This is a genomic window from Rhodobacter sp. P2_H5, from assembly GCF_056403335.1.
Map to the genome: position 1 here is coordinate 79,669 of NZ_JBFUFS010000007.1, position 12,500 is coordinate 92,168.

Annotated in this window: 12 protein-coding genes; 8 read left to right on the top strand and 4 right to left on the bottom strand. The window is 67.2% G+C overall.

From position 1 onward, the window contains the following. Positions 1-142 precede the first annotated feature (142 nt). Entirely contained in the window at positions 143-610 is a 468-nt protein-coding gene (locus tag AC1DVR_RS11635; RefSeq protein WP_478000736.1) for a YbaK/EbsC family protein, read from the bottom strand. A 174-nt stretch (positions 611-784) separates the two neighbouring features. Between AC1DVR_RS11635 and AC1DVR_RS11640 the strand changes: the two genes are divergently transcribed. Further along, positions 785-3,571 carry a [protein-PII] uridylyltransferase family protein gene (locus AC1DVR_RS11640; protein WP_478000737.1) on the top strand — a complete coding sequence of 929 codons (2,787 nt, stop codon included), beginning with the start codon at positions 785-787 and terminating at the stop codon, positions 3,569-3,571. Further along, positions 3,571-3,852 carry a hypothetical protein gene (locus AC1DVR_RS11645; RefSeq protein WP_478000738.1) on the top strand — a complete coding sequence of 94 codons (282 nt, stop codon included), beginning with the start codon at positions 3,571-3,573 and terminating at the stop codon, positions 3,850-3,852. The genes AC1DVR_RS11640 and AC1DVR_RS11645 overlap by 1 nt, the downstream gene beginning before the upstream one ends. 191 nt (positions 3,853-4,043) lie before the next feature. Here the strand turns inward: AC1DVR_RS11645 and AC1DVR_RS11650 are convergent, their stop codons facing one another. The 3 genes from AC1DVR_RS11650 to ccmI are packed head-to-tail and all read right to left on the bottom strand — an operon-like array spanning position 4,044 to position 6,014. Continuing rightward, complete coding sequence (locus AC1DVR_RS11650; RefSeq protein WP_478000739.1) at positions 4,044-4,274, bottom strand: DUF1289 domain-containing protein; 231 nt, start codon at positions 4,272-4,274, stop codon at positions 4,044-4,046. 1 nt (position 4,275) lies between these two features. Then, positions 4,276-4,767: a Holliday junction resolvase RuvX gene (gene ruvX, locus AC1DVR_RS11655; protein WP_478000740.1), complete on the bottom strand. Its 492-nt coding sequence runs from the start codon at positions 4,765-4,767 to the stop codon at positions 4,276-4,278. After that, positions 4,764-6,014 carry a c-type cytochrome biogenesis protein CcmI gene (ccmI, locus tag AC1DVR_RS11660; RefSeq protein ID WP_478000741.1) on the bottom strand — a complete coding sequence of 417 codons (1,251 nt, stop codon included), beginning with the start codon at positions 6,012-6,014 and terminating at the stop codon, positions 4,764-4,766. Before ccmI ends, ruvX begins: the two co-directional genes overlap by 4 nt. 239 nt (positions 6,015-6,253) lie before the next feature. Between ccmI and AC1DVR_RS11665 the strand changes: the two genes are divergently transcribed. The 6 genes from AC1DVR_RS11665 (at position 6,254) to AC1DVR_RS11690 (ending at position 12,428) form a co-directional block, all read left to right on the top strand. Further along, positions 6,254-7,501 (top strand): sarcosine oxidase subunit beta family protein, encoded by a 1,248-nt coding sequence (locus AC1DVR_RS11665; RefSeq protein WP_478000742.1) that lies wholly within the window; start codon positions 6,254-6,256, stop codon positions 7,499-7,501. 40 nt (positions 7,502-7,541) lie between these two features. Beyond that, positions 7,542-8,075 (top strand): hypothetical protein, encoded by a 534-nt coding sequence (locus tag AC1DVR_RS11670; protein WP_478000743.1) that lies wholly within the window; start codon positions 7,542-7,544, stop codon positions 8,073-8,075. Between the two features lie 94 nt (positions 8,076-8,169). Continuing rightward, positions 8,170-8,445: a hypothetical protein gene (locus tag AC1DVR_RS11675; protein WP_478000744.1), complete on the top strand. Its 276-nt coding sequence runs from the start codon at positions 8,170-8,172 to the stop codon at positions 8,443-8,445. 125 nt (positions 8,446-8,570) lie between these two features. Then, positions 8,571-8,894 carry a sarcosine oxidase subunit delta gene (locus tag AC1DVR_RS11680; protein WP_478000745.1) on the top strand — a complete coding sequence of 108 codons (324 nt, stop codon included), beginning with the start codon at positions 8,571-8,573 and terminating at the stop codon, positions 8,892-8,894. Further along, positions 8,891-11,887, top strand: coding sequence for a sarcosine oxidase subunit alpha family protein (locus tag AC1DVR_RS11685; RefSeq protein WP_478000746.1), 2,997 nt, complete (start codon positions 8,891-8,893; stop codon positions 11,885-11,887). The genes AC1DVR_RS11680 and AC1DVR_RS11685 overlap by 4 nt, the downstream gene beginning before the upstream one ends. Beyond that, complete coding sequence (locus AC1DVR_RS11690) at positions 11,880-12,428, top strand: sarcosine oxidase subunit gamma (protein WP_478000747.1); 549 nt, start codon at positions 11,880-11,882, stop codon at positions 12,426-12,428. The genes AC1DVR_RS11685 and AC1DVR_RS11690 overlap by 8 nt, the downstream gene beginning before the upstream one ends. Positions 12,429-12,500 lie beyond the last annotated feature (72 nt).

Consider the following 12,500-nt stretch of genomic DNA (forward strand, 5'->3'; position numbering starts at 1 on the left):
CGCGGCCCGAGGCAAGCCACCCCTTTCCCCTTCATCCAGACCGAAATATCCCGCGGGGGGTGCGAAGCAGTTTGCTGCGCTGCGGGGGGGCGCGCAGCCCCCCAGCCGGAGCCGCCGCGCGCGCCCCGGAACCCGGGCAAAATCACAGCGTGAAATCCGCCACCACCGCCCCCGTCACGCGCTGCAGGGTTGCGGGGGCCAGCGCGAAGATATGGTTCGGCGTCCCCGCCGCGGCCCAGATCACCGGAAAATCCAAGAGCCGCGGGTCCATCCACAGGGGCAGGGGTGTCAGATGGCCCAGAGGCGACACGCCGCCGATCGCAAAGCCCGTCACCGCCCGCACCCGCGCCGCCTCGGCCCGCTGCAGCGCCATCCCCGCCAGGGCCGAGGCCTTGGTGCCATCGACCTGATTGCCTCCCGCCGTCAGGAACAGGGCCAGCTGCCCCTCAGCCCCCTGAAACAGGATCGACTTCACGATCTGGTCCAGCGCCACCCCCGCCGCCGAGGCCGCTTCGGCTGCCGTGCGGGTCGAGGCGGGGGTTTCCATGATCTCGGGCGCCAGGCCAAGCGCCTCAAGGGCGGTTTTCACACGGGTCAGGCTTTTGCTCATCAGGGTCTCGCAGGGGTGGGTTCTGAAATGGGGCGCCGCGGGGGCGGTCGGGGCCTCCGGCGGGAGTATTTGGCAAAGCGCAACGGGAAAGTGCAAGCAGGTCGTGGCGGCGGGCATCCGGGAGCGCGCCTCGGGGCGGTTGACCCGCCCTGGCGCAGAAGGCATGACTGGGGCATGGACCAAGGTTTCGCCTCCCGCATCACCCGGATGCCGCTGCCGCATGATCTTGCGGTCGCGGCGGAACTGGCCGCCGCTTTCGCCGATCTGCCGCCCCAGGTGCAGGGCCTGCTCTCATCCAGCGCCTCCTGTGCCCCCCACCTGCGCGATCTGATCCGGCGCGAGGCGCCCTGGCTGCGCGCCGCCCTGGCTGCCGGGCCGGAGGCCGCCTTCGCCGCCGTGCTGGCTGATCTGGAGGCCGTGACGCCCGACAGCATCGCGGGGCTCTTGCGCCAGGCCAAACGGCGCGCGGCCTTGCTGATCGCTCTGGCCGACCTCGGCGGCCTTTGGGACTTGACCGAGGTCACCACCGCCCTGACCCGGCTCGCCGACACGGCGGTGCAGGCCTGTGTCACAACCCTGGTGGCTGAGGAAATCCGGCGCGGCAAGCTGCCCGCCTCGGAAGGCGCGCCCGGTGACGGGGCTGGGATGGTCGTGCTCGCCATGGGCAAGATGGGGGCCTTCGAGCTCAACTATTCCTCCGACATCGACCTCATCTGCCTGTTCGACGAGACCCGCCACCCCGGCTTTGAACAGGAGGCGCGGGCGGCTTTCATCCGCGTCACCCGCAAGATGACGGCGCTTCTGTCCGACCTCACCTCGGAGGGCTATGTCTTTCGCACCGACCTGCGCCTGCGCCCCGATGCCTCGGTGACCCCGGTCTGCATCTCGATGGCGGCGGCCCTGGCCTATTACGAGGCCGAGGGCCGGACCTGGGAGCGCGCCGCCTATATCAAGGCGCGGCCCTGCGCCGGCGACATTGCAGCCGGCGACCGCTTCCTGCGCGGCCTGATCCCCTTCGTCTGGCGCAAGCACCTCGACTTCGCCGCGATCCAGGATGCCCATGACATGCGGCTGCGGATCCGCGAACATCGCGGGCTGAACGGCCCCCTGGTGGTCGAGGGGCACAATGTCAAACTCGGCCTCGGTGGCATCCGCGAGATCGAGTTCTTCACCCAGACCCGCCAGCTGATCGCCGGGGGTCGCGATCCGGACCTGCGCGCGCGCGGCACCGAAGCGGGGCTGCAGGCGCTCGCCGCCAAGGGCTGGCTGCCGCAGGAGGTGGCCGCAGAACTGGCGCAAGCCTACCGCGCCCTGCGCGAGATCGAGCATCGCTTGCAGATGGTGCTGGATGAACAGACCCAGACCATGCCGACCCAGGCCGAGGCCATCGCCCGCATCGCGGCCTTCTGCGGCGAGGATGAGGCCGGCTTCCGCCAGAGCTTCCTCACCCGCCTGACCGAGGTCGACCGGCTGACCGAAGGCTTCTTCGCCCCCGCCGACCCGGCCGAGGCAGCACTGCCCGAGCTTTCGCCTCAGGCCCGCGGCATCGTCGCGCGCTGGCCGCATTACCCCGCCCTGCGCTCGGACCGCGCCCAGGCGATCTTCGCCCGGCTGCGGCCGACGCTCCTGCGTCAGCTGATGCGCTCGGCCCATCCGCAAGAGGCGCTGGTGGCGCTCGACGGCTTTCTGGCCGGGTTGCCGTCAGGCGTGCAGATCTTTTCGCTTTTCGAGGCCAACCCGCCGCTGGTCGACCTGATCATCGACATCGCAGCCACGGCGCCGGCGCTGGCCCGTTACCTGTCGCGCAATGCCGCCGTGCTGGATGCGGTGATCGGCGGATCATTCTTTGCGCCCTGGCCGGGAAAGATCGGACTGCTGGAGGATCTGAGCCGCGTGCTCGCCACCGCGGGCGATTATGAGAAGGCGCTGGGGCTGGCGCGGATCTGGATGAAGGAATGGCATTTCCGCATCGGCGTTCACCACCTGCGCGGGCTGATCGACGCCTTCGAGGCCGGGAAATCCTATGCCGATCTGGCCGAGGCGGTGATTGCCGGGCTCTGGCCCGTGGTGCTGGCAGAGTTCGCCCGTCGTCATGGCCCGCCGCCCGGGCGCGGGGCCGTGGTGCTGGGCATGGGCTCGCTCGGCGCGGCGCGGCTCAACGCCGGGTCGGATCTGGATCTGATCGTGATCTATGACCCGATGGGGGCGGAAACCTCGACCGGGCCGCGCCCGCTGGCCACGCGGCCCTATTTCGCAAGGCTGACGCAAACCCTGGTGACGGCGCTGACCACCCAGACCGCCGAGGGCCGGCTTTACGAGGTCGACATGCGGCTGCGCCCCTCGGGGCGGCAGGGGCCGGTTGCGACCTCCTTCGACGCCTTCCGCACCTATCAGGAGGGCGAGGCCTGGACCTGGGAACATCTCGCCCTCACCCGGGCGCGGGTGCTGGCGGGGCAGGCCGAACTGGGCAGCGCGGTCGAGGCCTTTCGCCGCGATCTGCTGGCGCGCAAGGGGCAGGGCGAAAAGGTCCGCCCCGACGTGGCCGAAATGCGCGCCAGGCTGGCCGAGGCCAAGCCCGCCCAGGGCGCGTGGGAGGCCAAGAACGGCCCGGGCCGGTTGCTGGACATTGAGCTTTTCGCCCAGATGCTGGCCCTGCAGGCCGGCAGCCCGGCGCGCAACGTCGAACGGCAGCTGGCGGCGGGGCGTTCGGCCGGCAATCTGTCGCAAACGGACGAGACGGTGCTTCTGGATGCGATGAGGCTTTTCTGGCGGATGCAGGCGGGCGCGCGGCTTCTGTCGGACCGGGTGCTGGATCCGGCGACCCTGGGTGAGGGCGCGCAGGCCTTTCTGCTGCGCGAGACCGAGGCTGCGGATGCCGCCGGGTTGACCGCGGCTTTGGACAGGGCGGCAGAGGCGGCAGAGGCAATCATTGCCCCGGCCTTGACGGGAGGAACGGACTGATGGACCAGACGGCACAAAGAGCCGCAGCAGACCCCAAGGGTCTGGTGCGCGAAAGCTACCGGATGGAAGGGATCACGCCGGGCGAATGCCGCTCGATCTTTCTGGACTGGGCGCTGAGCCTGCCGGTCGGGGCGGACACGTCCGCCGCGATCGAAGTGCTTCTGGTCCAATATGGCTCCGAGGCCCCCGATCACCCGATGACGCAAACCTTGAAAGAGGGTCTGGCCGCCCCTCAACCGCCACACCGGCGCGGCGGGCGGATGGGGCGTCAGCAGGGCTGAGCAAGGGATCGCCGGGCTATGGGGGGGGCCGAGGGCGCTGGCCCCAAAGACCCTGGCCTCGATTTTTCGCAGAAAAATCGTTTGTCGGGACGCCAGCCACGATTTTTCCCGCGATTTCTCGACGAAAAATCGTTTGCCCGGGCGCAGGACGATTTTTCTGCGAAAAATCGGGGCCTCCGGCCCGGCGGGGCCTAACGGTCGAGCCGGCCGAGTCTGCCGCCGCGGCGCTTGCTCAGGCGTGGCGCGCGGGCGGGCAGGTCGGCCATCACGGTCTGGCGTTCCCCGGCCGTCATGGCGGACCAGCGGGCGATTTCCTCCATCGAGCGGAAGCAGCCGACGCAGAGCCGCTCTTCGGGGTGGATCACGCAGATCTTGATGCAGGGCGATTGCACCTCGCTACGGGTCCAGATCTCGTCTTCCATCTCAGGCGTCCTTTTGCAGCGAGGACCGGGCCAGGGCGTCCAGCCGATCCAGCGCTCCCTGCAAGATATACCCGGCTGCCACCTGATCAATGACCTCGGCGCGACGTTTTCGTGACGTATCCGCCTCGATCAGCGCTCTTTCGGCGGCCACGGTCGACAGGCGTTCATCCCAATAGGTGATGGGCAGGTCCGAGAGCTTCACGAGATTGCGCGCGAAAGCCTGCGTCGTCTGGACCCTCGGGCCCGAGGAGCCGTCCATGTTCAGGGGCAATCCCAGCACGATGCCCTGCACTTGCCGCTCGGCCAGCAGCTTCAGCAGCGCTGCCGCATCGAGGGTGAATTTCACCCGGCGGATCACGGTGACCGGCGTTGCCACCAGCCGCCGCAGGTCCGAGATCGCGACGCCGATCGTCTTGTCGCCGAGATCAAGGCCGCAGATCGCCCGGTTCGGCGGCAGGATCTTCGCAAATTCCAGAATGTCGGGATAGATCATTGCGCCACCCCGGCCTGAACGGCGGCGGCATGCAGGGCGGAAAGTTCGCCCGGCTTGCCCGCGAAGGCCGCTTCGGCCTTGGCATAGGCGGCCTTGGCGCGGTCCTCGGCGCCCAGCACGCCCAAAGCGTTGATCAGCTTGGTCCAGTCCTCGACCGGGCCGCCTTCGGCCATCAGGCGGGATTCGAGGCCGCCGACCATGCCTTCGATCATCTTCTGGCGGTCCTCGGGCGACATCTGGGCGGCATTGGCCATGTCGGTGGCATCCGGCCCCTTGGTGACCTGGGCCATGTCGGCAGCCTCATAGGCAATCCCCGCCTCATCGGCCACATCCTGGATGCGGGCGCGGATCGGGGCGATCCAGGGGGCATCTTCCGGGCCTTCGTCCAGCAAGGGCTTCCACATCGAGAAGGTGCGGTCGGGCCGTCCGACCTGGGCCGCCATCACACCCAGATAAAAGCGGGCCGAGCCGTTTTTCGGGTCGCGGCGCAGGGTTTCGGCCAGCGCCGTCTCGGCCTCGGGCGAGACGATGCCGCCGCCGGCATAGATCATCAGCACGGCGAGCGTGCTGTAATCCTCTGCCGTGGCCGTTTCGCCCTTGAGGCGGATCACCGCCTCCTGCGCCTTGTGGGCGGCGGCAAAGTTGCCAAGCTTGGTCTCGTTCTCGGCCAGCAGGCTCTGCCCGGTCAGATCGTCGGGGCGCTTTGCCATGAGGGTCCGCAGCTTGCCGATCAGGTCAAGCGCGTCCTGATCCACCCCAGGGGGTGCCACAAAGGGCGGGGCCTTGGCCTCCAGCGCGTCCTGATGCGGGCGGTTCCGGTATTCGGTCTCGGCGGCGGCCAGACGTTCCGCGATGGGCAGGTCGGGATAGCCCGGCACCCCGAGATAGAAATACAAGACCGCCGAACCGGCCAGCGCCAGCGCCACGACCCCCGCCGCAAGGGGCAGGCTGACGCTGCGCGCAGCGGGTGTCCCTGTGCCGGGGCGGGCGGCGCGGTCGGCCTCCAGCATGCGGCGCTGTACTTCGATGCGCAGGCGACCGGCCTCTTCGGCGGGGATGACGCCGCGCGCCAGATCGCGTTCGACCTCGTTCAGCTGATCGCGGTAAAGGATCAGGTCTTCCGCCACTTCGGACACCGGGGCGCCCTGCGGTCCGGCATCCGGGCCGCGGGCCTGCCGCAAGGCTTGCACCAGCACCACCGCCACCATCAAAACCATCGCCGTCGCAGAGATCCAGAATCCGACCATCACCGCTCCTCATGTTGCGGCCTGATTAGCGGCTTCAGCCGCCCAGCAAAAGCGCAAATGCCCCGGCCAAGCCCCTGCCGCGACATCGTGAACCGGCGAATCTGCGCCATTCGCGGCGGGCTTGCGCTTTGTCACCGCTTTTGTCGCAATTTTCCCCATTGTGCCGCTGCTGGCTGTGGCTATACCGACCTTGCCTGCCATTTAAAGACGCATCGCCTTTGCGAGTGAAGGGGCCCCTCATGAAACGCTATTCCGTATTTGCCTTGGCGCGTGAGGCGCTGTCCTACCATATGGGGTGGGAACGAGCCTGGGCCTCGCCCGCGCCCAAGGCCAGCTATGATGTGATCATCATCGGCGCCGGGGGCCATGGCCTCGCCACGGCCTATTACCTGGGCAAGAACTTCGGCATCACCAATGTCGCGGTGATCGAGAAGGGCTGGCTCGGCGGTGGCAACACCGGCCGCAACACCACGATCATCCGGTCGAACTACCTGCAGGACCCCTCCGCCGCGATCTTCGAGAAGGCGCGCAGCCTGTACGAGAATCTGAGCCAGGACCTGAACTACAACGTGATGTTCAGCCCGCGCGGCCTTCTGATGCTGGCGCAGACCCATCACGAGATGCGCGGCTACCTGCGCACCGTCCATGCCAACTCGCTGCAGGGGGTCGAGACCTCGTGGATCTCGCCCGCCAAGGTCAAGGAACTGGTGCCGATCATCAACATCGACGGGCCGCGCTATCCGATCCTTGGCGCGCAGTACCAGGCGCGCGGCGGTACGGCGCGGCATGATGCGGTGGCCTGGGGCTATGCGCGGGCCTGCTCGGCCATGGGCATGCACATCATCCAGAACTGCGAAGTCAAGGGCGTCCGCTCCGAGGCTGGGCAGGTGACCGGGGTCGAGACCACCAAGGGCTTCATCGGCACCAAGAAGCTGGGCATCGTCGTGGCTGGCCATTCGGGCCAGGTCGCCGAGATGGCAGGCTTCCGCCTGCCGGTCGAGGCGGTGGCGCTGCAGGCCCTCGTCTCCGAACCGATCAAGCCCTGCATCGACGTGGTCGTCATGGCCAACACCGTGCACGGCTATCTCAGCCAGTCCGACAAGGGCGAGCTGGTGATCGGCGGCGGCACCGACGGCTTCAACAACTTCACCCAGCGCGGGTCGTTCCAGCATATCGAGGAAACGCTGCGCGCCCTGATCGAGACCTTCCCGATGATCTCGCGGCTCAAGATGCTGCGGCAATGGGGCGGCATCGTCGACATGACCGGCGACCGCTCGCCCATCATCTCGAAAACCCCGCTCGGCAATTGCTTCATCAACTGCGGCTGGGGCACCGGCGGCTTCAAGGCCATCCCGGGGTCGGGCTGGGCCATGGCCGAACTGATGGCCAAGGGCGAACCGGGCAGCTTGGCTGCCGAATTCGACCTCTGGCGCTTCAAGGAAGGCCGTTTCATCGACGAAAGCGTCGCTGCCGGGGTCGCGCATTGAACCATGGGAGCTTCAGCCATCAACCTCACCGGGGGCGCCCGTGATCCACAAGCGCCACAGGACCGCGCTCAGCCATTTTCTGGAGGGCCGGACCGCGGTCTTCTATCATTTCTGGTTTTCCGTGATCCTGTTGATCGGTGCGGTGATGGACCGCTTTCTCACCGGGCTCTGGTTGCCGCGCGCCGGGGCGATCGTGGCCGGGGTGGCCGCCTATGTGTATTTCTTCGATCCGCGCACGACGGACGACTGGTGGCTGATCCGCAAGCAGACGACGCCTGCCGTGCTCAAGCGCGAGAAGCTCGACCCTGCGCTGGAGGACCTGACCGAGCCGGTCAAGACGCGCGCGCAATCCATCGCGCGGCGCCGGGCGCTGGAGCAGGCCAAGATCGCGCAATCCTTCAACAAATTGGCCGAGGCGCGCAACATCAGCTATCAGGAGGCCAAGCAGGCGCATCAAAGGGCGCACGACATGGCCTTGCGGGCGCAGGCCTATTGGCTGTTCATCGGCACCTTGATCTGGGCCTTCGGGGATATCCCGGTCGAGCTGCTCAAATGCGGCACGGTGCCATGCTGAACCGCAGTTTGAACAATAAAAATGCAAAGGGCGGGAACCCTTTGCCGACGGGTGGCGTTGATGAGGTGAAATATCCTTATCTGGAGCGTACATCATGGTTGATCAAATCCGAACCGTCGAAACCAAGAAAGAAGCTGGCGGGATCTCTGCCATGGCCTTCATCCTCGGCGGCGTTGTCGTCGCTGTCGGGATCATCGGCTACTTCATGTATGGCGGCAGCCCCAAGCATGTCGGCACCGGCTCTTCCACCAGCACCTCCGTCACCATCGAAGCGCCTGCCCCTGCGGCAACCCCGCCTGCGGCAACCGCTCCCGCAGCGCCTGCACCGGCTGCCCCGGCTCCGGCCGCTCCGGCTCCGGCTGCGCCGTAACACTGTCGTCTCTGGCGCTGTCGCAGGTTTCTGCGGCAGCGTGATTGCCTGCTTCCCGTTTTTGCCCCTTCCCCTCTCGGCGAGCGCCTTTCCGCGCTCGCCGTTTTTCTGCGTGGAGACCAGCTATGCTGACGCTTGAATGTCCCTATTGCGGCGTCATGGCCGAAGAGACCGAACTGAGCCCCGGCTACGAGGCGCATCTCAAGCGCTTCGGCCCCGGCTCGACCGATGAAGAGTTCGAGGCCTATATGTTCGCCCGCAAGAACCCCAAGGGCGTGCATTTCGAACGCTGGCGCCATGCCTATGGCTGCGGCAAGTGGTTCCTCGCCGCCCGCGACACCGCCACGCTGGAGGTGTTCGGCACCTATCCCGCCCAATCCTCGGCCCCGCCGGCCGACCTGCAAGACAAGATCAAGGCCAAACGGCCCGACTGGAAGGGTTTCCAATGAGCACCCGTCTTTCCAAAGGGGGCCGTCTGATCGACCGCTCCGCCGCGGTGGATTTCACCTTCAACGGCAAGCGCCTGCGCGGCTTCAAGGGCGATACGCTCGCCGCCTCGCTTCTGGCCAATGACCAGATGCTGGTCGGCCGCAGCTTCAAATACCACCGCCCGCGCGGGTTGGTGGCATCCGGCGCCGAAGAGCCGAACGGCCTCGTCAACCTCGGCCGCGGCGCGCGGCTGGAGCCGAACCAGCGCGTGACGACGACCGAGACCTTCGCCGGGCTTGAGGCGCAAAGCCAGAACCACTGGCCGAGCCTGGAATTCGACGTGGGTGTCGTCAACAACTCGCTGTCGCGCTTCCTGCCGGGTGGCTTCTATTACAAGACCTTCATCCACCCGCGTTTCGCCTGGAAACACATCTTCGAACCGGTGATCCGCCAGTCCGCCGGTCTGGGCAAGGCCCCGACCGAGACCGACGCCGACCGCTACGAACAGGCCTATGCCTTCTGCGACGTGCTCGTCGCCGGGGGCGGCATCGCGGGCCTGCAGGCGGCTTTGGCTGCCGCCTCGCAAGGCGCACGGGTCATCCTGATGGAGCAGACCCCGGTCTGGGGCGGACGCGCCCCGGTCGATGGCGATGTGATCGACGGGATGGAGGCTGGCGCTTGGATCACCCAGACCCTCGCCAAGCTGGAGGCGATGCCCAACGTCACCCTTCGCGCCCGCTGCATGGCCTCGGGCGTCTATGACCACGGCTATGTCCTGGCCGAAGAGCGTATCGCCGACCACACCCCCGGCGACGGCCGCCCGAAGAAGCGCCTGTGGCGCATCCGGGCCACGCGCATCGTGGCTGCGACCGGTGCTTTGGAGCGTCCCTTGTCCTTCGCCGGCAACGATGTGCCGGGCGTCATGCTCGCCGCCGCCGTGCGCGATTATGTCGTGAACTATGCGGTCTCGCCCGGTGATCGCACCGTGGTCGTCACCAACAACGACGACGCCTACCGCACCGCTATCGCGCTGAAAGAAGCCGGCCTTGCCGTGCCCTGCATCGTCGATGCCCGCGCTCAGGCGAATGGCCCCTTGCCGACCAAGGCGCGTGCCATGGGCATCAGGGTTGAAACCGGCAAGGGCATCGCCAAGGTCAAGGGCGGCAAGCGCGTCACCGGCGTCTCGCTCTGCATGCAGGCGGGCGAGGGTGCGCCTCTGGAGGATATCTCCTGCGACGCCGTCGCCATGTCGGGCGGCTGGTCGCCAGTGGTGCACCTCTGGAGCCATTGCGGCGGCAAGCTGAACTGGGACACCGCCAACGCGATGTTCCGCCCCGATGCGACCCGCCCGCCGACCAGCCATGACGGTCTGGCGATGGTCTATCCCGCCGGTGCCGCCAATGGCGCGCTGAAAGCCGCTGAGGCGCTGACCGATGCCGCAAGGGCAGGGGCCGAGGCCGCAGGCGCCGCCCCCATGACCGCTTCCACCGCTGAACCCCGCGAGGAAGCACCGCTGGAGCCGGTCTGGGTCATGCCGCAGGGCGCGGGCGTCAAGCTCAAGTCCAAGATGTGGCTGGATTACCAGAACGACGTGAAGGTGGCTGACGTGCAGCTCGCCGCCCGTGAAGGCTACGAGAGCGTCGAACATACCAAGCGTTACACCACGCTCGGCATGGCGACCGATCAGGGGAAACTCAGCAACATCAACGGTCTGGCCGTGCTGGCTGGCGCCTTGAATGCCGAGATCCCCAATGTCGGCACCACGACCTTCCGCCCGCCCTATACGCCGGTCACGCTCGGCGCCTTGGCTGGCGAGGCTCGCGGCGAGATCTTCCAACCTTTGCGCGCCACGCCGATCCAGTCCTGGCACGGTGCCAACGGCGCCTATTTCGAGCCGGTCGGCCTCTGGCGCCGCGCCTATTGCTACACAAGGGGCGGCGAAACCCACGGCCAATCGGTCGAACGCGAGATCCTGAACACCCGCGCCAATGTCGGGCTGCTCGACGCATCGACCCTGGGCAAGATCGTGGTCAAGGGGCCGGACGCGGGCCGCTTCCTCGACATGCTTTACACCAATGTCATGTCGAACCTCGGCGTCGGCAAATGCCGCTATGGCCTGATGTGCAACGAAAACGGTTTCCTGTCGGATGACGGCGTGGTCGTGCGCCTGACCGAGGATTCCTGGCTTTGCCACACCACCACCGGCGGGGCCGAGCGCATCCACGCCCATATGGAAGACTGGCTGCAATGCGAATGGTGGGATTGGCAGGTCTATACCGCCAATGTGACCGAGCAATACGCCCAGATCGCCGTGGCCGGCCCGAAAGCGCGCCTGCTCTTGGAGAAACTCGGCGGCATGAACCTGTCGCCGGAGGCCTTGCCCTTCATGACCTTCGTTGAAGGCGACCTCGGCGGCATCCCGGCGCGGGTGCACCGGATCAGCTTCTCGGGCGAATTGTCGTTCGAGATCGCGGTTCCGGCGGGTTACGGGTTGCAGCTGTGGCAAAAGCTGATCGAGGCCGGGGCCGAGTTCGGCGTGATGCCCTACGGCACGGAAGCCATGCACATCATGCGGGCCGAGAAGGGCTTCATCATGATCGGGGACGAGACCGATGGCACCGTGGTGCCGCAGGACCTCAACCTCGGCTGGGCGATTTCCAAGAAAAAGGCCGATTACATCGGCAAGCGCGGGCAAGAGCGCAGCTATCTGACCTCGCCCGACCGCTGGAAACTCGCCGGCTTTGAAACCCCCGATGGCTCGGTGATCCCGGATGGCGCCTATATCGTGGCACCGGGCGTCAACGCCCATGGCCATGCGGGGACGCAAGGCCGCGTCACCTCGACCTACTATTCGCCGACGCTCAAGAAGGGCATCGCGATGGGGCTGATCAAGGGCGGCATGGACCGTCTGGGCGACGAGGTGGAATTCACCAAGATCGCCGGCGGCACGATCAAGGCGCGGGTGGTCGACCCGGTGTTCTATGACAAGGAAGGGAGCAAGCAGAATGGCTGATCCGGTTTCGGCGCTGTCGGGCGCCCGTTTTGACGGCTTTGCCACGGTCAGGGAGATCGGCCCGATCGGCATGATCACCCTGCGTGCCAAGCGCGATGTCCCCGGCCTGGCCGAGGCTTTCGCGGGCCTTGGTCTGAGCCTTCCCGACCAGCGCCGCATCGTGGCGCAGGGCGGGCGGCATGCCGGCTGGATGGGGCCCGACGAATATCTGATCGTCCTGCCCTATGCCGAGGTGAATGCCGCCCTGGCGAGCCTCGCCGCCAGCCTTGCCGGCCAGCACCACTTGGCCGTCAACGTCTCCGACGCCCGCGCGGTGTTCCGCATCGAAGGCCCCAAGGCCGACCAGGTCCTGCGCAAGCTGAGCCCGGTCGACATGGACCGCCTTGCCCCCGGCGAACTGCGCCGCTCGCGCGCCGCGCAAGTTGCGGCGGCCTTCTGGGCCGAGGAGGGCGGTTTCACCCTCGTCTGCTTCCGCTCGGTGGCGAGCTATGTGATGGGTCTGTTGCAGACTTCGGCCCAGCCGGGTTCCGAACTGGCCTGAGGCATCACAATCCGACGTCCGTAAGCAAAGCGGTCCCCCCCCGGGGGCCGCTTTTTGCGTTACCCTGAGCCA

What these genes read in the sequence shown, in the direction of transcription:
- AC1DVR_RS11665 (WP_478000742.1), top strand. Translation starts at nt 6,254, where the DNA reads ATGAAACGCTATTCCGTATTTGCCTTGGCGCGTGAGGCGCTGTCCTAC.
- AC1DVR_RS11685 (WP_478000746.1), top strand. Translation starts at nt 8,891, where the DNA reads ATGAGCACCCGTCTTTCCAAAGGGGGCCGTCTGATCGACCGCTCCGCC.
- AC1DVR_RS11640 (WP_478000737.1), top strand. Translation starts at nt 785, where the DNA reads ATGGACCAAGGTTTCGCCTCCCGCATCACCCGGATGCCGCTGCCGCAT.
- AC1DVR_RS11675 (WP_478000744.1), top strand. Translation starts at nt 8,170, where the DNA reads ATGGTTGATCAAATCCGAACCGTCGAAACCAAGAAAGAAGCTGGCGGG.
- AC1DVR_RS11645 (WP_478000738.1), top strand. Translation starts at nt 3,571, where the DNA reads ATGGACCAGACGGCACAAAGAGCCGCAGCAGACCCCAAGGGTCTGGTG.
- AC1DVR_RS11650 (WP_478000739.1), bottom strand. Translation starts at nt 4,274, where the DNA reads ATGGAAGACGAGATCTGGACCCGTAGCGAGGTGCAATCGCCCTGCATC.
- AC1DVR_RS11635 (WP_478000736.1), bottom strand. Translation starts at nt 610, where the DNA reads ATGAGCAAAAGCCTGACCCGTGTGAAAACCGCCCTTGAGGCGCTTGGC.
- ccmI (WP_478000741.1), bottom strand. Translation starts at nt 6,014, where the DNA reads ATGGTCGGATTCTGGATCTCTGCGACGGCGATGGTTTTGATGGTGGCG.
- AC1DVR_RS11680 (WP_478000745.1), top strand. Translation starts at nt 8,571, where the DNA reads ATGCTGACGCTTGAATGTCCCTATTGCGGCGTCATGGCCGAAGAGACC.
- AC1DVR_RS11690 (WP_478000747.1), top strand. Translation starts at nt 11,880, where the DNA reads ATGGCTGATCCGGTTTCGGCGCTGTCGGGCGCCCGTTTTGACGGCTTT.
- ruvX (WP_478000740.1), bottom strand. Translation starts at nt 4,767, where the DNA reads ATGATCTATCCCGACATTCTGGAATTTGCGAAGATCCTGCCGCCGAAC.